The 19,061-nt window shown below is 59.0% G+C and carries 18 protein-coding genes; 10 read left to right on the top strand and 8 right to left on the bottom strand.

From position 1 onward, the window contains the following. Positions 1–118: 118 nt before the first annotated feature. On the bottom strand, positions 119–1,573 hold the full coding sequence (thiI, locus tag FFS64_RS02350; RefSeq protein WP_137804069.1) for a tRNA uracil 4-sulfurtransferase ThiI: 1,455 nt from the start codon (positions 1,571–1,573) through the stop codon (positions 119–121). Between the two features lie 328 nt (positions 1,574–1,901). On the opposite strand from thiI, the gene glnA reads away from it, so the two are divergent. The 4 genes from glnA to ntrC all read left to right on the top strand — a co-directional run bounded on the left by glnA (position 1,902) and on the right by ntrC (position 6,922). Beyond that, the gene (glnA, locus tag FFS64_RS02340) at positions 1,902–3,308 is read left to right on the top strand and encodes a type I glutamate--ammonia ligase (RefSeq protein WP_137804067.1); all 1,407 of its coding nucleotides are present in this window, start codon (positions 1,902–1,904) and stop codon (positions 3,306–3,308) included. Between the two features lie 220 nt (positions 3,309–3,528). After that, a complete protein-coding gene (locus tag FFS64_RS02335) occupies positions 3,529–4,038 on the top strand; it encodes a DUF4124 domain-containing protein (RefSeq protein WP_137804066.1) in 510 nt (169 codons plus the stop codon). A 365-nt stretch (positions 4,039–4,403) separates the two neighbouring features. Beyond that, positions 4,404–5,489, top strand: a complete 1,086-nt coding sequence (gene glnL / locus FFS64_RS02325; protein ID WP_056852211.1) for a nitrogen regulation protein NR(II) — start codon at positions 4,404–4,406, stop codon at positions 5,487–5,489. After that, entirely contained in the window at positions 5,486–6,922 is a 1,437-nt protein-coding gene (ntrC, locus tag FFS64_RS02320; RefSeq protein WP_137804065.1) for a nitrogen regulation protein NR(I), read from the top strand. The genes glnL and ntrC overlap by 4 nt, the downstream gene beginning before the upstream one ends. A gap of 552 nt (positions 6,923–7,474) precedes the next feature. Here ntrC and FFS64_RS02315 read toward each other — a convergent pair. After that, entirely contained in the window at positions 7,475–7,915 is a 441-nt protein-coding gene (locus tag FFS64_RS02315) for a hypothetical protein (RefSeq protein WP_137804064.1), read from the bottom strand. Between FFS64_RS02315 and FFS64_RS02310 the strand changes: the two genes are divergently transcribed. Next, positions 7,914–8,369, top strand: coding sequence for a tRNA (cytidine(34)-2'-O)-methyltransferase (locus FFS64_RS02310; protein ID WP_137804063.1), 456 nt, complete (start codon positions 7,914–7,916; stop codon positions 8,367–8,369). The two genes, FFS64_RS02315 and FFS64_RS02310, sit on opposite strands and share 2 nt — an antisense overlap. Positions 8,370–8,476: 107 nt before the next feature. Here FFS64_RS02310 and secB read toward each other — a convergent pair whose 3' ends face one another. Genes secB through FFS64_RS02295 form a run of 3 tightly spaced genes read right to left on the bottom strand, consistent with a single transcriptional unit; the run spans position 8,477 to position 9,675 of the window. Next, on the bottom strand, positions 8,477–8,962 hold the full coding sequence (gene secB / locus FFS64_RS02305; RefSeq protein ID WP_137804062.1) for a protein-export chaperone SecB: 486 nt from the start codon (positions 8,960–8,962) through the stop codon (positions 8,477–8,479). Between the two features lie 43 nt (positions 8,963–9,005). Beyond that, positions 9,006–9,260 carry a glutaredoxin 3 gene (gene grxC / locus FFS64_RS02300; RefSeq protein ID WP_137804061.1) on the bottom strand — a complete coding sequence of 85 codons (255 nt, stop codon included), beginning with the start codon at positions 9,258–9,260 and terminating at the stop codon, positions 9,006–9,008. Between the two features lies 1 nt (position 9,261). After that, positions 9,262–9,675 carry a rhodanese-like domain-containing protein gene (locus FFS64_RS02295; protein ID WP_137804060.1) on the bottom strand — a complete coding sequence of 138 codons (414 nt, stop codon included), beginning with the start codon at positions 9,673–9,675 and terminating at the stop codon, positions 9,262–9,264. Between the two features lie 153 nt (positions 9,676–9,828). Between FFS64_RS02295 and gpmI the strand changes: the two genes are divergently transcribed. From gpmI to FFS64_RS02270, 5 genes are all read left to right on the top strand, one after another. Next, positions 9,829–11,358 carry a 2,3-bisphosphoglycerate-independent phosphoglycerate mutase gene (gene gpmI / locus FFS64_RS02290; protein WP_137804059.1) on the top strand — a complete coding sequence of 510 codons (1,530 nt, stop codon included), beginning with the start codon at positions 9,829–9,831 and terminating at the stop codon, positions 11,356–11,358. 251 nt (positions 11,359–11,609) lie between these two features. Continuing rightward, a complete protein-coding gene (locus FFS64_RS02285) occupies positions 11,610–12,902 on the top strand; it encodes a murein hydrolase activator EnvC (RefSeq protein ID WP_137804058.1) in 1,293 nt (430 codons plus the stop codon). 31 nt (positions 12,903–12,933) lie between these two features. After that, positions 12,934–14,253 carry a S41 family peptidase gene (locus tag FFS64_RS02280; protein ID WP_137804057.1) on the top strand — a complete coding sequence of 440 codons (1,320 nt, stop codon included), beginning with the start codon at positions 12,934–12,936 and terminating at the stop codon, positions 14,251–14,253. A 2-nt stretch (positions 14,254–14,255) separates the two neighbouring features. Beyond that, the gene (locus FFS64_RS02275; protein WP_137804056.1) at positions 14,256–15,032 is read left to right on the top strand and encodes a divergent polysaccharide deacetylase family protein; all 777 of its coding nucleotides are present in this window, start codon (positions 14,256–14,258) and stop codon (positions 15,030–15,032) included. Positions 15,033–15,145: 113 nt separating this feature from the next. After that, a complete protein-coding gene (locus FFS64_RS02270; protein WP_137804055.1) occupies positions 15,146–16,531 on the top strand; it encodes a Vps62-related protein in 1,386 nt (461 codons plus the stop codon). On the opposite strand, the gene FFS64_RS02265 is transcribed toward FFS64_RS02270, so the two are convergent. The 3 genes from FFS64_RS02265 to hisA form a co-directional block, all read right to left on the bottom strand. Next, positions 16,512–17,267: an ABC transporter substrate-binding protein gene (locus FFS64_RS02265; RefSeq protein ID WP_137804054.1), complete on the bottom strand. Its 756-nt coding sequence runs from the start codon at positions 17,265–17,267 to the stop codon at positions 16,512–16,514. The genes FFS64_RS02270 and FFS64_RS02265 overlap by 20 nt on opposite strands. 168 nt (positions 17,268–17,435) lie before the next feature. After that, a complete protein-coding gene (hisF, locus tag FFS64_RS02260; RefSeq protein ID WP_007897430.1) occupies positions 17,436–18,206 on the bottom strand; it encodes an imidazole glycerol phosphate synthase subunit HisF in 771 nt (256 codons plus the stop codon). Between the two features lie 91 nt (positions 18,207–18,297). Next, on the bottom strand, positions 18,298–19,047 hold the full coding sequence (hisA, locus tag FFS64_RS02255; RefSeq protein ID WP_137804053.1) for a 1-(5-phosphoribosyl)-5-[(5-phosphoribosylamino)methylideneamino]imidazole-4-carboxamide isomerase: 750 nt from the start codon (positions 19,045–19,047) through the stop codon (positions 18,298–18,300). Positions 19,048–19,061: the final 14 nt, after the last annotated feature.

The following is a 19,061-nucleotide window of genomic DNA, read 5'->3' as shown; positions in this document are numbered from 1 at the left end:
TTCGGTGTGCTGACAAGTCTTGGCAGCGATTAACAGTAGCGTCCGTGAAAGCCGTTACAGCTTGACGGTGGCATCGGGGGGCCGGTGACGCAGGCCACAGGCAAACAGCCCCGGGCACTTAGCTCGGTCGATAAACGCGCACATTGGCATGCCCCTCACTGAGCAAATGGTGGGCATGCAGGCGACTCATCACGCCTTTGTCGCAATACAGCAGGTACTGGCGAGTAGGGTCCAGTTCCTTGAAACGAGCGTTCAGAGCATAAAACGGCATCGTTTGTACCTCGATACCAGCGAGTTCCAGCGGGTCATCCTCGGCGGCATCCGGGTGGCGGATGTCGATCACGATCTGACCGGCCAGCGCTTCGCTGACTTCTTCAATCTGCAAGTCCTGGCCCAATTCATCGATCACGCGGTCGATCGGCACCAGCTTGGCGTTCTCGAGCGCACGCTCAAGGACTGCCATGTCGAATTCTTTCTCTTCGTGCTCCACGCGGTAGCGCTTGGCGGCGGTCTTCGGATTGACCGAAATGACCCCGCAATACTCCGGCATGTGCCGGGCAAAATCGGCAGTGCCGATTTCGTTGGCCGTGTCGATGATGTCCTGCTTGTGGCTGGCGATCAGCGGACGCAAGACCAGCTTGTCGGTCACGCAGTCGATCACGGACAGGTTCGGCAACGTCTGGCTCGACACCTGGGAGATCGCCTCACCAGTTACCAGCGCTTCGATGTGCAGTCGATCGGCAATTTGGGAGGAAGCGCGCAACATCATACGCTTCAATACTACGCCCATATGACTGTTATCGACTTTGCCGAGAATTTCTCCCAGCACTTCCTCGAACGGCACACTGACAAATAACACGCGTTGCGAGCTGCCGTACTTCTTCCAGATGAAATGCGCGACTTCCATGACGCCCAGTTCGTGGGCACGCCCGCCCAGGTTGAAGAAGCAGAAATGCGCCATCAGCCCGCGGCGCATGATCTGGTAGGCAGCGACGGTGGAGTCGAAGCCGCCGGACATCAGCACCAGCGTCTGCTCCAGCGCGCCCAGCGGATATCCGCCGATGCCATTGTGCTGGCTGTGGATCACGAACAACCGTTGGTCGCGAACTTCAATGCGGACTTCGATTTCCGGCTTTTTCAGATCGATCCCGGCAGCACCGCACTGACGGCGCAACTGGCTGCCGACATATTTCTCGATATCGATGGAGCTGAATGGGTGCTTGCCGGCGCGCTTGCAACGTACCGAGAAGATCTTCCCGGCCAGTGCATCACCGTAGTGCTGCTTGCATTTTTCGACGATGTCGTCGAAATCGCCCAACGGGTATTCGTCGATCTGCAGGAAGTGCGCGATGCCGGGCATGCAGCTCAGGCGCTCACCCATCTCTTTCAGGGCCTTGGGGTCGCTGATGCGGGTTTCCAGCTCGAGGTTGTCCCATACGCCGTTCACCACCACAGCCGGGTCCAGATCGCGGAGCACGGCACGGATGTTCTTGGCCAACTGGCGGATGAAACGCATCCGTACCGGGCGGCTCTTGATGGTGATCTCGGGAAAGACTTTTACGATTAGTTTCATGAAAACAGCGCGCGCTGGGCCAGCCGAAAAAGGGGGGCGCGGATTATAGCGGAAATTGCTCAAGGTTTAACCAGTTAATGTGCAGAAGGTTTTGCGCGCACCAAAACAGGTCACTTTTTGCTTTCCACGCTACATTAAGGGGCGAGAATTTCTGCTTTAAGACGCTTTGCACCTCTATAAGCGTGAAATTGGGGCAAAAAACCCATGCTGGGGCACTGGCATGCAATTTGCTCCCTTGTGAGGCAGGTTGCCTTGGCAGAGTATTCGCGCCGGCATCACAAACATTTAAGGGCATCCACTACCCGCCCTAATCCACCCGGAGGACACTATGTCGAAGTCGGTTCAACTCATCAAAGATCATGACGTCAAGTGGATTGATCTGCGCTTCACGGACACCCGCGGCACTCAGCACCACGTGACCATGCCGGCTCGCGACGCGCTGGATGAAGACTTCTTCGAAGTCGGCAAAATGTTCGACGGTTCGTCCATCGCTGGCTGGAAAGGCATCGAAGCCTCCGACATGATCCTGCTGCCGGACGACTCCACTGCCGTACTGGACCCGTTCACCGAAGAGCCGACCCTGATCCTGGTCTGCGACATCATCGAACCTTCGAGCATGCAAGGCTACGACCGCGACCCACGTGCGATCGCCAAGCGCGCCGAAGAGTACCTGAAAGCCTCCGGCATCGGTGACACCGTATTCGCTGGTCCAGAGCCAGAGTTCTTCATCTTTGACCAAGTGAAGTTCAAGTCCGACATCTCCGGTTCCATGTTCAAGATCTACTCCGAACAAGGTTCGTGGATGTCCGATCAGGACGTGGAAGGCGGCAACAAAGGTCACCGTCCAGGCGTCAAAGGTGGCTACTTCCCGGTTCCGCCGTTCGACCACGACCACGAAATCCGTACCTCCATGTGCAACGCACTGGAAGAAATGGGCCTGACCGTCGAAGTTCACCACCACGAAGTGGCAACTGCCGGCCAGAACGAAATCGGCGTCAAGTTCAACACCCTGGTGAAGAAAGCCGACGAAACCCAAACCCTGAAGTACGTCGTGCACAACGTTGCCGATGCCTACGGCCGCACCGCTACCTTCATGCCTAAGCCTCTGTACGGCGACAACGGCTCGGGCATGCACGTTCACATGTCCATCTGGAAAGACGGCAAGAACACCTTCGCAGGCGAAGGCTATGCCGGCCTGTCCGATACCGCTCTGTACTTCATCGGCGGCATCATCAAGCACGGTAAGGCCCTGAACGGCTTCACCAACCCGGCGACCAACTCCTACAAGCGTCTGGTTCCAGGCTTCGAAGCCCCGGTAATGCTGGCCTACTCGGCCCGTAACCGTTCCGCTTCGATCCGTATTCCTTACGTATCGAGCCCGAAAGCCCGCCGTATCGAAGCGCGCTTCCCGGATCCGGCTGCCAACCCATACCTGTGCTTCGCAGCACTGATGATGGCTGGCCTGGACGGTATCCAGAACAAGATCCACCCTGGCGACGCAGCTGACAAAAACCTGTACGACCTGCCGCCTGAAGAGGCGAAAGAGATCCCACAAGTTTGCGGCAGCCTGAAAGAAGCCCTGGAAGAGCTGGACAAAGGTCGTGCGTTCCTGACCAAAGGCGGCGTGTTCTCCGACGACTTCATCGACGCTTACATCGCTCTGAAAAGCGAAGAAGAAATCAAGGTACGTACCTTCGTACACCCACTGGAATACGACCTGTACTACAGCTGCTGATCCAGTGACGCCTGCGCAAGCGGCGTAAAAAAGAGGCCTTCTTCGGAAGGCCTTTTTTATGCCCGCGATTTAACGATCACTGAAGATCTCCTGTGGGCGCGGGCCTGCTCGCTCCCACAGGGGACCGCTGGCAAATCCATATCCGATTGTTTACAAGCTAGGCCAACCACGCCTCCTGCCCTATGCTGCACCCCATCGCTTTTAGTTTCCGGTCGATTTTATGGGTCGTGGTTTTCTCTTCATCCTGCTACTGATCGCCCTGCCCGCCTCAGCGCAGATCTATAAGTACACAGATGCCGGCGGCAACACCGCCTACAGCAATCAACCGCCGGATGGCGTGAAGGCTCAGCCGGTCGAGTTGCCACCGCTCAACAGCGTTGAAACCCAGCCACCTGGCAACCCCTCACCCGCCGCCGAAGCCCGCGAACAACCTCAGAGCGCCTACGAGGTACTCGAACTCACGGGCCTGCCCACCACCGAAGCCCTGCGCGCGAATAACGGCACGTTTACCGTCAATGTGCTGATCAAACCACACCTGGAAGGCCCGCATCTGTTCCGGCTTCTGCTGGACGGTAAACCTTACGGCCAGCCAGGCAACGTACCGGCCCTGCAACTGGTGAACATCGACCGTGGCCTGCACAGCCTCGCGGTGCAAGTGATTGACGGCGCAACCGTGATCCAGCAAAGCCCCACAGTGACATTTGCCGTGCAACGGGTACACAAGCGCTGAAGCCCTGACTGCTGATTGCCTGCCTGTTCGCATTGCCTGCGTCAGCGGTGGTCTTCACGTCCATTGACGACTACGGCCAACGGCCGGAATGTCCGCTCATCGATAAACCAGCCGAAGAAAAAGCCGGTTCCTGCCGATCTTCTAACTTTGCTTAGCTTTGCGCACTATATTGGTGCGAATGGTTGCGCCGCGCTCGAAATCCAACCCATTTTGGTTCGAAAGTACCCGCCAAGGCCGATCGAACGCCACGCAATCGAGCGTCAAACGCCCGTTTCAGGCGTTGAACGCTTCTTTTCGGAGCCTTGGTTTGGTTTTTGCAGTTTCCTGGCATCAGCTCTTTATCCATGCGCCAAAAGAGGTCCTGAATGACCATCAGCGACGCACTGCATCGTTTGCTACTCGACAACCTGACGACCGCCACCATCCTGCTCGACGCCGAGTTGCGACTCGAGTACATGAACCCGGCGGCGGAGATGCTCCTGGCCATCAGCGGCCAGCGAAGCCATGGTCAATTCATCAGCGAGCTGTTCACCGAATCCACCGAGGCACTGAACTCGTTGCGTCAGGCGGTTCAGCAGGCGCATCCGTTCACCAAGCGTGAAGCAATGCTCACCGCGCTCACCGGCCAGACCCTGACGGTGGATTACGCGGTCACGCCGATCCTGAGCAATGGCGACACGCTGCTGCTGCTTGAAGTACATCCCCGCGACCGCCTGCTGCGCATCACCAAGGAAGAAGCACAGCTGTCGAAGCAAGAAACCAGCAAGATGCTGGTGCGCGGTCTCGCCCACGAAATCAAGAATCCGCTGGGCGGTATTCGTGGCGCGGCGCAGTTACTCGCCCGTGAGCTGCCGGAAGAAAGCTTGCGCGACTACACCAACGTCATCATCGAAGAAGCGGACCGCCTGCGTAATCTGGTAGATCGTATGCTCGGCTCCAACAAGCTGCCGTCGCTGGCCATGTGCAACGTCCACGAAGTGCTGGAGCGCGTCTGCCATCTGGTCGAGGCCGAAAGCCAGGGCTGCATCACGTTGGTGCGCGATTACGACCCGAGCATTCCCGATGTTTTGATCGATCGCGAACAGATGATCCAGGCCGTGCTGAACATCGTGCGCAATGCGATGCAGGCCATCAGTAGCCAGAACGAGCTGCGTCTGGGCCGTATCAGCCTGCGCACCCGCGCCATGCGTCAGTTCACCATCGGCCATGTGCGCCACCGCCTGGTGACCAAGATCGAAATCATCGACAACGGGCCGGGCATTCCTGCGGAACTCCAGGAAACCATTTTCTTCCCCATGGTCAGCGGTCGTCCGGACGGTACCGGGCTGGGCCTGGCCATTACCCAGAACATCATCAGCCAGCACCAGGGCCTGATCGAATGTGACAGCCACCCCGGCCACACCACTTTCTCGATCTTTCTGCCACTGGAACAAGGAGCCACATCGACATGAGCCGTAGTGAAACCGTGTGGATCGTCGATGACGACCGTTCTATCCGTTGGGTCTTGGAAAAAGCCTTGCAGCAGGAAGGCATGACCACGCAAAGCTTCGACAGCGCCGATGGCGTAATGAGCCGCCTGGCGCGCCAGCAGCCGGACGTGATCATCTCCGACATCCGCATGCCCGGCGCCAGCGGCCTGGATCTCCTGGCGCGGATTCGCGAACAACACCCCCGGCTGCCAGTGATCATCATGACGGCGCACTCCGATCTGGACAGCGCTGTCGCGTCCTACCAGGGTGGCGCGTTCGAATACCTGCCCAAGCCGTTCGATGTCGACGAAGCAGTCTCCCTGGTCAAGCGCGCCAACCAGCACGCCCAGGAACAGCAAGGCCTGGAAGTCGCTCCGACCCTGACCCGCACCCCGGAGATCATCGGCGAAGCGCCGGCGATGCAAGAAGTGTTTCGTGCCATCGGTCGCTTGAGCCACTCCAACATCACCGTGCTGATCAACGGCGAATCGGGAACCGGTAAAGAATTGGTGGCCCACGCCCTGCACCGCCACAGTCCACGCGCGGCTTCGCCATTTATCGCGCTGAATATGGCGGCGATCCCGAAAGACCTGATGGAGTCCGAGCTGTTCGGCCACGAAAAAGGCGCGTTCACCGGTGCCGCCAACCTGCGTCGCGGTCGCTTTGAGCAGGCGGATGGCGGCACGTTGTTCCTCGACGAAATCGGCGACATGCCGGCCGACACCCAGACCCGCCTGCTGCGGGTATTGGCCGACGGTGAGTTCTATCGGGTTGGCGGACACGTACCGGTGAAGGTCGATGTACGGATCATCGCCGCGACCCACCAGAATCTGGAAACCCTGGTTCATGCCGGGAAATTCCGTGAGGACTTGTTCCACCGCCTCAACGTGATCCGTATTCACATCCCGCGGCTGTCAGACCGTCGTGAAGACATCCCGACCTTGGCCAAGCACTTCCTCAGCCGCGCCGCGCAAGAACTGGCCGTCGAACCGAAACTGCTGAAGAACGAAACCGAGGAATACCTGAAGAACCTGCCATGGCCCGGCAACGTGCGTCAGCTGGAGAACACCTGTCGCTGGATCACCGTGATGGCTTCCGGTCGCGAAGTGCACATCGGTGATCTGCCACCGGAGCTGCTGAGCCTGCCGCAGGATTCGGCACCGGTGACCAACTGGGAGCAGGCGCTGCGCCAGTGGGCCGACCAGGCCTTGGCCCGCGGCCAGTCAAGCCTGCTGGACAGCGCAGTGCCGACCTTCGAGCGGATCATGATCGAAACCGCCCTCAAACACACGGCGGGCCGCCGCCGGGATGCCGCGGTTTTGCTGGGCTGGGGACGTAATACCCTGACGCGCAAGATCAAGGAATTGGGGATGAAGGTTGATGGTGGGGATGATGATGAGGGGGATGAGGGTTAATTAGCCTTGGTTCTTCACTGACCGTCACATCCCATTCGCGAGCAGGCTCGCTCCCACAGTGGATTTGCAGTGTTCTCACTATTGAGTGAACACCACCGAACCTTGTGGGAGCGAGCCTGCTCGCGAATCTTTTGGGGCCACTGTGCACCGCACGAATGCACCGTGAACCGCAATCGCGCACGGTAACTGATCCGAAATCCCGCCTCCGTTCGCAATCGAACCCCTATCGAAAAAACACGAAAGCCCCGAATTACAGGGCTCTCAGCATTTCTATACGCCTTTCTGTTTCAACTTGTTAAAACCTGGCACGCCCCCTGCAATAGTCTCATCAGTGATTCAGTTCACTACCCAGTTTCGGGGACCTTGGTACAGGCAGGCCGGGGATTCCCCTCTTTACACCGGGCTCACACCGCATAAGCGACGAGCCCTGCCGTTTTGGGGTCCTTGGTACAGGCAGGCCGGGGATTCCCTCTTTACACCGGGTTCACGACGCCATGCGCGAACCCTGCCGTTTTGGGAACCTTGGTACAGGCAGGCCGGGGATTCCCTCTTTTATTGCTCCCGGAGATGGATCTCCAGCCGCCAGCGGTCATCGACTTCGCTGCCGGTCCACTCCCCTTGCAGGGGCCGAGCCGCCACCGCCGTCAGCAACAATCCCCCGTCACTCGAACGCACCCGCCAGTTCACGCTTTTGTCGTTGAGTTTGAGCTGGCCTTGCTGTGCCTTGCCTTGCGCTTCGAACAGCAATGCAACGCTGCCGTCGACGATCTCGCCGTGGGTCTTGGGTTCGTTGTTGAACCACACCACCAACCCGTCATTCGTCACCTCGACCTGCTGCAGTTCGCTAGGGTCGGGTGTGGTCAGGCGACCGATCATCAGCCCCACCATCACCCCGACAATCGCCAGCGATGCCATCACCCGCGGGAATAGTTTCGAACGAGGATCGGGTTGCGGCGTAGAATGCCGCTCATCTTTACCTTCGGAGCCGTGCATGTTTCACGTCATCCTTTTCCAACCAGAAATTCCGCCGAATACCGGCAACGTTATCAGGCTGTGCGCCAACAGTGGCTGCCACCTGCATTTGATCGAACCGCTGGGCTTCGAGATGGACGACAAGCGCCTGCGCCGGGCCGGCCTCGACTATCACGAGTATGCCACCCTGCAACGCCACGCGGACCTGGCCAGCTGCCTGGAAAGCCTGGGTAACCCACGAGTATTCGCCTTCACCACCAAGGGCTCGCGGCCGTTCCACGACGCCAGATTCGCCCCCGGCGATGCGTTCCTGTTCGGTCCGGAAAGCCGGGGCCTGCCGGCCGAAGTGCTGGACGCCCTGCCCGGCGAACAACGCCTGCGCCTGCCGATGCGTGAAGGCTGCCGCAGCCTGAACCTGTCCAATACCGTGGCGGTTGCGGTGTACGAGGCTTGGCGTCAAAACGGGTTCAAGTAGTCCCAAATCACTTTCGCCTGACAGAAACAATCGCGGGCAAGCCCGCTCCCACGGGTTTTGCATAATCCTGTGGGAGCGGGCTTGCCCGCGATTTTCAGCAGCGCAGATTATTGAACGGTAGGCGTCTCGCCAGCCGCCTGCATGCGTTGCAGTTCTTGTGCGTACAGCGCGTCGAAGTTCACTGGCGCCAGCATCAGGGCCGGGAACGAGCCACGGGTCACCAGGCTATCCAGTGCTTCACGGGCATACGGGAACAGGATGTTCGGGCAGAACGCGCCCAGGGTGTGGCTCATCGAAGCATCGTCCAGGTTCTTGATCAGGAAGATCCCGGCCTGTTGCACTTCGGCGATGAACGCCACTTCTTCACCATTCTTCACGGTGACCGACAGGGTCAGAACGACTTCGTGAAAATCGTTTTCCAACGTCTTTTGACGGGTGTTCAGGTCCAGACCGACGCTCGGCTCCCACTGCTGGCGGAAGATCGCCGGGCTTTTCGGGGCTTCGAAGGACAAGTCACGTACGTAGATGCGCTGCAAGGAGAATTGCGGTGCGGTTTCTTCTTCGCTAGCTGCAGTGTTCTGTTGGTCAGTCATCTCAGATCCTTTCTGATCTCGGGTCTTTTATTGGGTACGGAATTCAGGCCTTGAGCATCGCGTCGAGCTTGCCGGCGCGCTCCAGGGCAAACAAATCATCACAACCACCGACGTGGGTGCTGCCGATCCATATCTGCGGCACGGACGTACGTCCGGCTTTCTGAGCCATGGCGGCGCGCACCTGCGGTTTGCCATCGACCTTGATCTCTTCGAAGGCCACGCCTTTGTTCTCGAGCAGGTATTTGGCTCGCGAGCAATAAGGGCAGTAATCGCTGGAATAGACGACGACGTGACTCATATCACTTCACCAGCGGCAGATTGTCGGCTTTCCAGCTGGAAACACCACCGGACAGCTTGGCGGCGGTGAAGCCGGCCTTCACCAGTTCGCGAGCGTGGGTGCCGGCGGTCTGGCCCATGGCGTCGACCAGGATGATGGTCTTGGCCTTGTGTTTTTCCAGCTCGCCAACGCGGGCAGCCAGTTTGTCGTGAGGAATGTTCAGCGCGCCGACAATGTGACCGGCGGCGAAATCCTTGCTCGGGCGAATGTCGATCACCACGCCTGCGTCTTTGTTGACCAGGCCTGTCAGTTCGCCAGTGCTCAGGCTGCGGCCGCCGCCTTGCATCTGATAGGCAATCAGCAGTGCCAGCAGTACGACGAAGATACCGACGAGAATGTAGTGATTGGTGGCAAATTGAATCAGGTTAGCAACCATCGAAGGAGGTTCCAGGGCGTTAAAATGTCGGCCAGTATACACAGCCCCCATGGTGGGCCAAACCCCGTCCGGCGGTGACGTGGCCGGAACTTCGCTTTAAACTGCGACTCCCTTTTTCCATCGCCTCTTTTAACTTAAGCCAGAGTGGATTCCATGACTACCACGCCCAAACCTTTGGTCCTGATGATTCTCGACGGCTTCGGTCACAGTGAAAGCCCTGAATCCAACGCGATTTTTGCAGCGAAGAAGCCCGTGCTGGACCGTCTATGGGCCACCGTGCCGAACGGCCTGATCTCGGGCAGCGGCATGGACGTCGGCTTGCCGGATGGCCAGATGGGCAACTCCGAAGTCGGCCACATGAACCTCGGCGCCGGTCGCGTTGTGTACCAGGACTTCACTCGCGTCACCAAATCGATCCGCGACGGCGAGTTCTTCGAGAACCCGACCATCTGCGCCGCGGTGGATAAAGCCGTTGCCGCCGGCAAGGCCGTGCACTTCATGGGCCTGCTGTCCGATGGCGGCGTGCACAGCCACCAGGATCACCTGGTGGCCATGGCCGAGCTGGCCGCCAAGCGCGGCGCGAAAAATATCTACCTGCACGCCTTCCTCGACGGCCGCGACACGCCGCCGAAAAGCGCGCAATCGTCGATCGAACTGCTCGACGCCACCTACCAGGCACTGGGCAAAGGCCGCATCGCCAGCCTCATCGGTCGTTACTATGCGATGGACCGTGACAACCGCTGGGACCGTGTGTCCCAGGCTTACAACCTCATCATCGACGGCGCTGGCGAATTCAACGCCGCTACCGCACAGCAAGGCCTGCAAGCCGCGTACGAGCGTGGCGAGAGCGACGAGTTCGTCAAAGCCACGTCTATCGGCGAGCCGGTGAAAGTCGAAGATGGCGACGCCGTGGTATTCATGAACTTCCGCGCCGACCGTGCCCGCGAGCTGACCCGCGTCTTCGTCGAAGACGATTTCAAGGAATTCGAGCGCAGCCGCCAGCCAAAACTGGCCGGCTTCGTGATGCTGACCCAATACGCCGCCAGCATCCCAGCACCGTCGGCCTTCGCTGCCGGCAGCCTGGAAAACGTGCTGGGCGACTACCTGGCGAAAAACGGCAAGACCCAGCTGCGCATCGCTGAAACCGAGAAGTACGCTCACGTAACCTTCTTCTTCTCCGGTGGTCGCGAAGAACCCTTCCCGGGCGAAGAACGCATCCTGATTCCATCGCCTAAAGTCGCCACTTACGACTTGCAACCGGAAATGAGTGCGCCGGAAGTCACCGACCGTATCGTCGATGCCATCGAAAACCAGCGTTACGACGTGATCGTGGTCAACTACGCCAATGGCGATATGGTTGGCCACAGTGGTGTATTCGAAGCCGCGGTGAAAGCCGTTGAGTGCCTGGATCAGTGCGTCGGCCGCATTGTCGATGCCCTGGAAAAAGTCGGCGGCGAAGCGCTGATCACCGCCGACCACGGCAACGTCGAGCAGATGTCAGACGAAACCACCGGTCAGGCGCACACCGCGCACACCACAGAGCCCGTGCCGTTCATTTATGTCGGCAAGCGTGACCTCAAGGTTCGCGAAGGCGGCGTGCTGGCGGACGTGGCACCGACCATGCTGAAACTGCTGGGCCTGGAAAAACCGGCGGAAATGACCGGGACATCGATCCTGGTGTAACTCGCCCCTTCAAACGCAGCTAACCCTGTGGGAGCGGGCTTGCCCGCGATAGCAATCTGACAGCCGACATCACTGTTGAATGTTAAGACGCCATCGCGGGCAAGCCCGCTCCCACAGTGGTTTTTGGTGGTTTCGAAGATTTATTAACGCTGCTTTCCAGCCCAGTTATCACACAACCCCATTTGGGCGTTTTTTTTGCAGCGTGGGGCGGGCATACTAGGCTGTCCCTTTCTCTGGTGTCGCCCGCCTCTATGCTTCGCGTCCTGATAGCCCTTGCTCTGACTTGCCTGCTCCAACCGGCCTTCGCTGACGAGCGCGCGCAAACCCAACAACAGTTGGACGCCACGCGTCAGGACATTGCCGAGCTGAAAAAGCTGCTGGGCAAGCTGCAGGAAGAGAGATCCGGCGTACAGAAGGACCTCAAGGGCACCGAGACCGAGATGGGCAAGCTCGAGAAGCAGGTCGATGCACTGCAAAAGGAGCTGAAGAAGAGCGAGTCCGAGCTGCAGCGACTCGATGCGGAGAAAAAAAAACTCCAGAGCGCACGCACTGAACAGCAAAGACTGATCGCGATCCAGGCTCGGGCGGCCTATCAGAACGGTCGTCAGGAGTACTTGAAGCTGTTGCTCAACCAGCAAAATCCCGAAAAATTCGCCCGCACCCTCACCTATTACGATTACCTGAGCCAGGCCCGCCTGGAGCAGCTGAAGAATTTCAACGAAACGCTGCGCCAACTGGCCAATGTCGAACAAGATATCGCCCAGCAACAAGCGCAGTTGCTGGTGCAGAAAAGCAGCCTCGACAGCCAGCGCGAAGAACTCGACAAAGTCCGCCAGGAACGCCAGCAAGTCCTGGCCAAGCTCAATGACGACGTAAAAGCCCGCGATCAGAAACTGGCAGCCCGCGAGCAGGATCAGGCAGACCTGTCTAAAGTCCTTAAAACCATTGAAGAAACCCTGGCCCGCCAGGCTCGTGAGGCAGAAGAGGCGCGGCAGAAAGCGCTGATCGCCCAGCAGGAAGCCGAAAAAAAGCGTTTACGTGAGGCTCAGGCTCAAACAGAAGCCACTGACGCCCCACGCAAACCCGTCAAATCGACACCCGGCGCTCTGGTTTCAAGCTCAGGCGAAACCTTCGGCGGACCTTTTGCTTCAAGCCGCGGCAAACTTCCATGGCCTGTCGACGGTCGACTGCTTACACGCTTCGGTGAAAGCCGTGGCGACGACGCCCGGACCAAGTGGGACGGCGTGATGATCGGCGCATCCGCCGGCAGTGCGGTGCATGCGGTACACGGCGGCCGCGTGGTGTTCGCCGACTGGTTACGTGGCGCAGGGCTGCTGGTGATTCTGGATCACGGCAATGGTTTCTTGAGTCTTTACGGTCACAACCAGACACTGCTCAAATCGGCGGGTGACGTGGTAAAAGCCGGCGAGTCCATCTCCACTGTCGGTAACAGTGGCGGGCAGGACACGCCAGCATTGTATTTTGCGATTCGTCAGCAGGGTCACCCGAGTGATCCGGCGCAATGGTGTCGCGCGCAAGGATAGGCGCGCTACCTAATTCAGGAGTTCGTTCGACATGCTGCATTTGTCCCGCCTTACCTCGCTGGCCCTGACGATCGCCCTGGTGATCGGCGCGCCCCTGGCGTTCGCCGCTCAACCGGCCCCGGCGGTCGCGCCTGCGGGCACTGCCGCGACTACCAAGGCACCATTGCCGCTGGAAGAGTTGCGCACCTTCGCCGAGGTCATGGATCGGATCAAGGCCGCGTATGTCGAACCGGTGGACGACAAGACCCTGCTGGAAAACGCCATCAAGGGCATGCTCAGCAACCTTGATCCGCATTCCGCTTATCTGGGACCGGAAGATTTCGCCGAATTGCAGGAAAGCACCAGCGGTGAATTCGGCGGCCTGGGCATCGAAGTCGGCGCCGAAGACGGGTTCATCAAGGTAGTTTCGCCGATCGATGACACCCCGGCCTCCAAGGCGGGCATCCAGGCGGGCGACTTCATCGTCAAGATCAACGGCCAGCCAACCCGCGGCCAGAGCATGACCGAAGCCGTGGACAAGATGCGCGGCAAGATCGGCCAGAAGATTACCCTGACCCTGGTGCGTGACGGCGGCACGCCGTTCGACGTGACACTGGCCCGCGCGATCATTCAAGTGAAGAGCGTGAAGAGCCAGCTGCTGGAGTCCGGCTACGGCTATATCCGCATCACCCAGTTCCAGGTCAAGACCGGCGAAGAGGTCTCCAAGGCCCTGGCCAAGCTGCGCAAGGACAACGGCAAGAAGCTCAATGGCATCATCCTCGACCTGCGCAACAACCCTGGCGGCGTGCTGCAAGCAGCGGTGGAAGTGGTCGACCACTTCATCACCAAGGGTCTGATCGTCTACACCAAGGGTCGTATCGCCAACTCCGAACTGCGTTTCTCGGCCACCGGCAAGGACGAAAGCGAAGCCGTGCCAATGGTTGCACTGATCAACGGCGGCAGCGCCTCGGCTTCGGAAATTGTCGCCGGCGCCTTGCAGGATCAGAAGCGCGCAGTCGTCATGGGCACCCCAAGCTTCGGCAAAGGCTCGGTGCAAACCGTACTGCCGCTGAACAACGAGCGCGCGCTGAAAATTACTACGGCGCTGTATTACACACCGAACGGTCGCTCGATTCAGGCCCAGGGCATCGTCCCGGACATCGAAGTACGCAAGGCCAAGATCACCAGCGAGCAGGACAGCGACTACTTCAAGGAAGCCGACCTGCAAGGTCACCTGGGCAATGGCAACGGCGGTGCCGACAAGCCGACAGGCTCTAGCACCAAGGCCAAGTCGATGCCGCAGGATGACGATTACCAACTCGCCCAGGCGCTGAGCCTGCTCAAAGGGCTGAGCATCACGTCCGGCCGCTGAGGATGGCGTTGCGCTTCATCCTCGTCCTGTTGTGCTGCCTGGCGGGCACTGTTCACGCAGATCCCGCCGGGTCGACGCCTCACAAGGTCTATCTGAGCCTGATCATCGATGACCTGGGGCAGAACCTGCACCGGGATCGCCGCGTATTGGCCCTGCCCGGCCCGGTGACCACGGCGATCATGCCCGATACACCCCACGCCACCGAATTTGCCCGCGAAGCCCATCGCGCCGGCAAAATCGTCATCCTGCATATGCCTATGGACCCGGCCACAGGTCCGTTCGCCTGGCATCCCGAACTGCCCACCGAAGAACTCGAAAAACGCCTCAATGCCGCCTTCACAATGGTGCCTTACACCGCTGGTATCAATAACCACATGGGCAGCCGCATGACCACACAACCGGCCGCCATGACGTGGTTGATGGGCGAGCTTCAGCGTAGGCACAAGTTTTTCGTCGACAGTCGCACCAGCGCACAGACCGTGGCAGCGCAACAGGCACAGAAGATCGATCTGGCGAGCGTTTCACGGGATGTATTTCTTGATGACGAGCCCACCGAAGCAGCGATCCATATCCAGCTGCAGACGGCGATCAACCTGGCGCGCAAACAGGGGTCGGCGGTGATGATCGGCCATCCTTATCCACAAACCCTGGCAGTGCTGGAGCGGGAATTGCCGAAGCTCAAGGCGCAGGGAATTGAGTGGATCGATATCCGGCAGATGATCAGCGTGCGCGGCAATCGCGCAATGACCGCGCATGGCCAAAACGGCGTTTATCGGTAACACCCTGCAACGACCTATACATAGTTACCGCCAGGCGCCTCGCCCGCTTCCTGATAGTGAGACCTCCAACAGGTCACGACTCCTCGAGTCGTCTTTCGCAATCAGGACAGACTATGACTACGAATGAAAATGGCGCGCTGCCCACCAGGCAAATGGAAGCCATCAGGCTCGACAACCTACTGATCAATTTCACGACGGAATTCAATCGGGTTCTGGACACCAAAACCCTGCGCTCGAGTACCGCCGGTTTCTGGCGACCCGCACCGGCACCGGATGAATTGCCGGGCTATTTCCCCTTGGGCGATTTGGCTGTTTCCGGCGAAACCAACATCAATGGCCTTAGGGTAGCGGCCGTTGTTCGCGAGAGTGGTTCACCCAGTGCCGACAGCACCAAGGGCAATGCACTCAGCCGACCGGACGATTTTGAACGCGTCTGGACCGACGCTGGCTCCGGCGCCACAACGGACGCGTCGATATGGCGCCCGATTCCTCCTGCAGGCTACGTTGCATTGGGAATGGTGTGTTCCAACGACCACGTAAAACCTTCGCTTAACGCGGTACGTTGCGTGCGGGCGGATCTGGTCATAGCTTCACATGTCGGCAGTTTTATCTGGAGCGACGAAGGCAGTGGTGCACGGCAGAATTTCAGCGCCTGGAACATCGAGCCGCCGACCGCAGCAGCGGGTGAGATCTACTTTGCCCCAGGCACCTTTTTTGGTGTCCAGAGCCATAACAAACCCGCAACTCCCCTTGCCTACGCATTACGCATGCAGATCCCTCTGGAAGTTACCTCGGCGCCAACGGCTCCGGTGCTATACGGATACGAAGCGCCTTCAGCGGTCGAAACAGGCAAGATGACTCAGGCGGCCAAACTCCCGTGGTTTGCCGTTAGAGACAACATGCACCCTGTCGAGCAATTACGTACGTCCCCACACTATCGCCTGGAAAGAACAGACGAATGGGTTCTCGTCGGGCATGGTCGCAACACAAGCGACAAGGCCCGCCCCATCAAATGGACAGCATTTCGGGCTCAAGACACAACGAGATCGAAAGCCTTCAGCCTCCTTACCTCTATCGAAATCGGAAGTGCCTGGCCAAGCGAGTCCGGCAACTATGTCCGGGCGATAAGTTTCTCGGCAAAGCTGAACCAACGCTTCGCACACTCCGAAACGACCTTAAGCAGTTGGTGGAACACAGCCCCCAGGGACGTCATCGCCATGGCGGCGAAAAACAAGGCCGTGGCGGTTTATCAGATGCAGAGTACTTACGAGTTGCTGCGCGAAGACGGCACACCCGCGACCATCAGCATTGAGTACACAGATGACGAAAGCTTGCATTTGAGTGAGTTCCCGTCAGATGAAAACGGCAACCTCCCCCTTTCTCCTCCACTGACAACAGACTCGACAAGGGGCGAAGACACCCCTGAGCAAATCAGTGATATCAACGTCACTCCGCAACCTATGGAGCAATGGCCAACATCTACAGATACCGTGCCATGATGTCGTCCACCACGCCTTCCTTGCGCAGCTGATCCAGCGCAGCCTGCAGCTTGGCAACGGTTTCGTCCGGCACATCCTTGTTCAGCGCCAGATAAAGCTCGGCGCTGTTGAAGCGCAACACCGTCTTAAGCCCGGTCACGCCGTCCTGTCGAGCCAGGTATCGGCCGGCCGGGTCGCCTGTGGCCCACAGGTCGATCTGGCCGTTGACCAGTTTCTTCGCGTTGTCCTGGTCGCGCAGCACGACCACCGGGTTCAAGCCTTGCTTGGTCAAGGTCTCGGCAATCGCATCGCCCTTGTACGCACCGATCCTGTACTTGCGCGCGTCATTCAGCGTTTCGATGGTGATCTTGCTGTCAGCCTTGGCCAGCATGATCCAGTCGTCCGGGCCGATGGGACCGACCCATTTGAACAACTTTTCCCGATCGGGTAGCCGCGCCATGACGAACACGCCGTAACCGGGTTTTTCCAGGGTGAGTTTATAGATACGTTCCCAAGGAAAACGCAGCGTCAGGCTGTAGGTAATGTCGGCGCGTTTAAAGATTTCACGGACGATATCGGTGGCGATGCCATTGATGTTTTCGTCCTGAGCGAAGTTCTTGCCGTTCTTCGCCATGTTGTACGGTGGGAAGTTTTCCGTCAGCAACACCATGTCGGTGCCGGGATTGTCTGCAGCCTGCCCTCCACTAACGAACAACAGGGAAGCGCTGGCAAGGACGAGAAGAAGGCGTTTAAGCATGTCTGGCTACCGAAATCCATGGCGTACCCAAGAGTGCCTTGAGCCCGCCATGATGTCCACTGGCCTGCATCGGAATGTCTAGGTTCTTTACGAAAACTCGCCGAGCGGCGATCAGGCGAACCTGTTTTTAACGTAGCTGATCGTCGCGCAGGCAGTTTTCGTATGAGCCTAGCGCATAACGATGCCACGATGAGCCATATAGGCCTTGGCTTCCTGCACGGTGTATTCACCGAAGTGGAAAATACTCGCCGCCAACACTGCACTGGCGTGGCCTTCGAGAATGCCATCGGCCAAATGCTGCAGGTTACCAACGCCGCCGGAAGCGATCACCGGAATGCCCAGTGCGTCGCTGATGGCACGGGTTACACCGAGGTCGAAGCCGTTTTTCATGCCGTCCTGATCCATGCTGGTCAGGAGAATTTCACCTGCACCCAGACCTTCCATTTTCTTCGCCCACTCGACGGCGTCGAGGCCGGTCGGCTTGCGGCCGCCGTGGGTGAAGATTTCCCAGCGCGGGGTTTCGCCAGGACCGGAAACCTTCTTCGCATCGATGGCAACGACGATGCACTGCGAGCCGAAATGCTGCGCGGCTTCACCGACGAATTCCGGGTTGAACACCGCCGCCGTGTTGATCGATACCTTGTCCGCGCCGGCATTGAGCAGGTTGCGAATGTCTTGCACGGTACGCACGCCACCGCCGACGGTCAGCGGAATGAACACCTGGCTGGCCATGCGCTCGACGGTATGCAGCGTGGTGTCGCGACCATCGACGCTGGCGGTGATGTCGAGAAAAGTAATCTCATCGGCACCCTGCTCATCATAACGACGGGCAATTTCCACCGGGTCACCGGCGTCACGGATGTTCTCGAACTTGACACCCTTGACCACCCGGCCGTTATCCACGTCCAGGCAAGGGATGATGCGTTTGGCCAGAGCCATACTTAATCTCCGATTAAGAGTTGCAAGCTTCAAGCTTCAAGCTGCAAGTACAAGCGGATCGCGGTCGCGCCTTTAACTTGCAGCTTGTAGCTTACAGCTTGGAGCTGGTCGCGTAGCCATCACAGAAAGCTTGAGCCTCAGCAACATCCAGAGTGCCCTCATAAATCGCGCGACCTGTGATTGCGCCGATGATGCCTGGCGCCTTGGCGTCGAGCAGCGTCTTGATGTCACCGAGGTTGTGGATGCCGCCGGAGGCGATCACCGGGATCTTGGTGGCAGCGGCCAGCGCAGCGGTGAACGGCACGTTGCAGCCCTGCATCATGCCGTCTTTGGCGATGTCGGTATAAACGATAGCGGACACGCCATCGGCTTCGAACTGCTTGGCCAGGTCGATCACCTGAACGGTGCTGATTTCAGCCCAACCGTCAGTGGCGACGAAACCGTCTTTGGCATCCAGGCCAACGATCACCTTGCCCGGGAACGCACGGCAGGCTTCGGCAACGAAGGCCGGATCTTTCACGGCTTTGGTTCCGATGATCACGTAGCTCACGCCCGCTTTCACGTAGTGTTCGATGGTTTCCAGCGAACGGATGCCGCCGCCGATCTGGATCGGCAGGTTCGGGTAGCGTTTGGCGATGGCGGTGACCACTTCGCCGTTGACCGGCTGGCCTTCGAACGCGCCGTTCAGGTCGACCAGATGCAGACGACGGCAACCGCCCTCCACCCACTTGGCAGCCATGCTCACCGGGTCATCGGAGAACACCGTGGAATCTTCCATGCGGCCCTGGCGCAGACGAACACAGGCACCGTCTTTAAGATCGATAGCGGGAATAATCAGCATCTGGCAAACCTTCA

This window comes from Pseudomonas sp. G(2018), assembly GCF_005502415.1.
GTDB lineage: Bacteria > Pseudomonadota > Gammaproteobacteria > Pseudomonadales > Pseudomonadaceae > Aquipseudomonas.
The sequence above is the reverse complement of the archived record's forward strand: the minus strand, read 5'-3'. Positions and strand labels throughout refer to the sequence as shown.

Coding starts and splice junctions, on each gene's coding strand:
- FFS64_RS02265 (WP_137804054.1), bottom strand. CDS start 17,267: ATGCTTAAACGCCTTCTTCTCGTCCTTGCCAGCGCTTCCCTGTTGTTC.
- hisA (WP_137804053.1), bottom strand. CDS start 19,047: ATGCTGATTATTCCCGCTATCGATCTTAAAGACGGTGCCTGTGTTCGT.
- FFS64_RS02295 (WP_137804060.1), bottom strand. CDS start 9,675: ATGGTTGCTAACCTGATTCAATTTGCCACCAATCACTACATTCTCGTC.
- ntrC (WP_137804065.1), top strand. CDS start 5,486: ATGAGCCGTAGTGAAACCGTGTGGATCGTCGATGACGACCGTTCTATC.
- hisF (WP_007897430.1), bottom strand. CDS start 18,206: ATGGCTCTGGCCAAACGCATCATCCCTTGCCTGGACGTGGATAACGGC.
- secB (WP_137804062.1), bottom strand. CDS start 8,962: ATGACTGACCAACAGAACACTGCAGCTAGCGAAGAAGAAACCGCACCG.
- FFS64_RS02270 (WP_137804055.1), top strand. CDS start 15,146: ATGACTACGAATGAAAATGGCGCGCTGCCCACCAGGCAAATGGAAGCC.
- grxC (WP_137804061.1), bottom strand. CDS start 9,260: ATGAGTCACGTCGTCGTCTATTCCAGCGATTACTGCCCTTATTGCTCG.
- FFS64_RS02285 (WP_137804058.1), top strand. CDS start 11,610: ATGCTTCGCGTCCTGATAGCCCTTGCTCTGACTTGCCTGCTCCAACCG.
- glnA (WP_137804067.1), top strand. CDS start 1,902: ATGTCGAAGTCGGTTCAACTCATCAAAGATCATGACGTCAAGTGGATT.
- FFS64_RS02275 (WP_137804056.1), top strand. CDS start 14,256: ATGGCGTTGCGCTTCATCCTCGTCCTGTTGTGCTGCCTGGCGGGCACT.
- glnL (WP_056852211.1), top strand. CDS start 4,404: ATGACCATCAGCGACGCACTGCATCGTTTGCTACTCGACAACCTGACG.
- FFS64_RS02315 (WP_137804064.1), bottom strand. CDS start 7,915: ATGCACGGCTCCGAAGGTAAAGATGAGCGGCATTCTACGCCGCAACCC.
- FFS64_RS02310 (WP_137804063.1), top strand. CDS start 7,914: ATGTTTCACGTCATCCTTTTCCAACCAGAAATTCCGCCGAATACCGGC.
- thiI (WP_137804069.1), bottom strand. CDS start 1,573: ATGAAACTAATCGTAAAAGTCTTTCCCGAGATCACCATCAAGAGCCGC.
- FFS64_RS02280 (WP_137804057.1), top strand. CDS start 12,934: ATGCTGCATTTGTCCCGCCTTACCTCGCTGGCCCTGACGATCGCCCTG.
- gpmI (WP_137804059.1), top strand. CDS start 9,829: ATGACTACCACGCCCAAACCTTTGGTCCTGATGATTCTCGACGGCTTC.
- FFS64_RS02335 (WP_137804066.1), top strand. CDS start 3,529: ATGGGTCGTGGTTTTCTCTTCATCCTGCTACTGATCGCCCTGCCCGCC.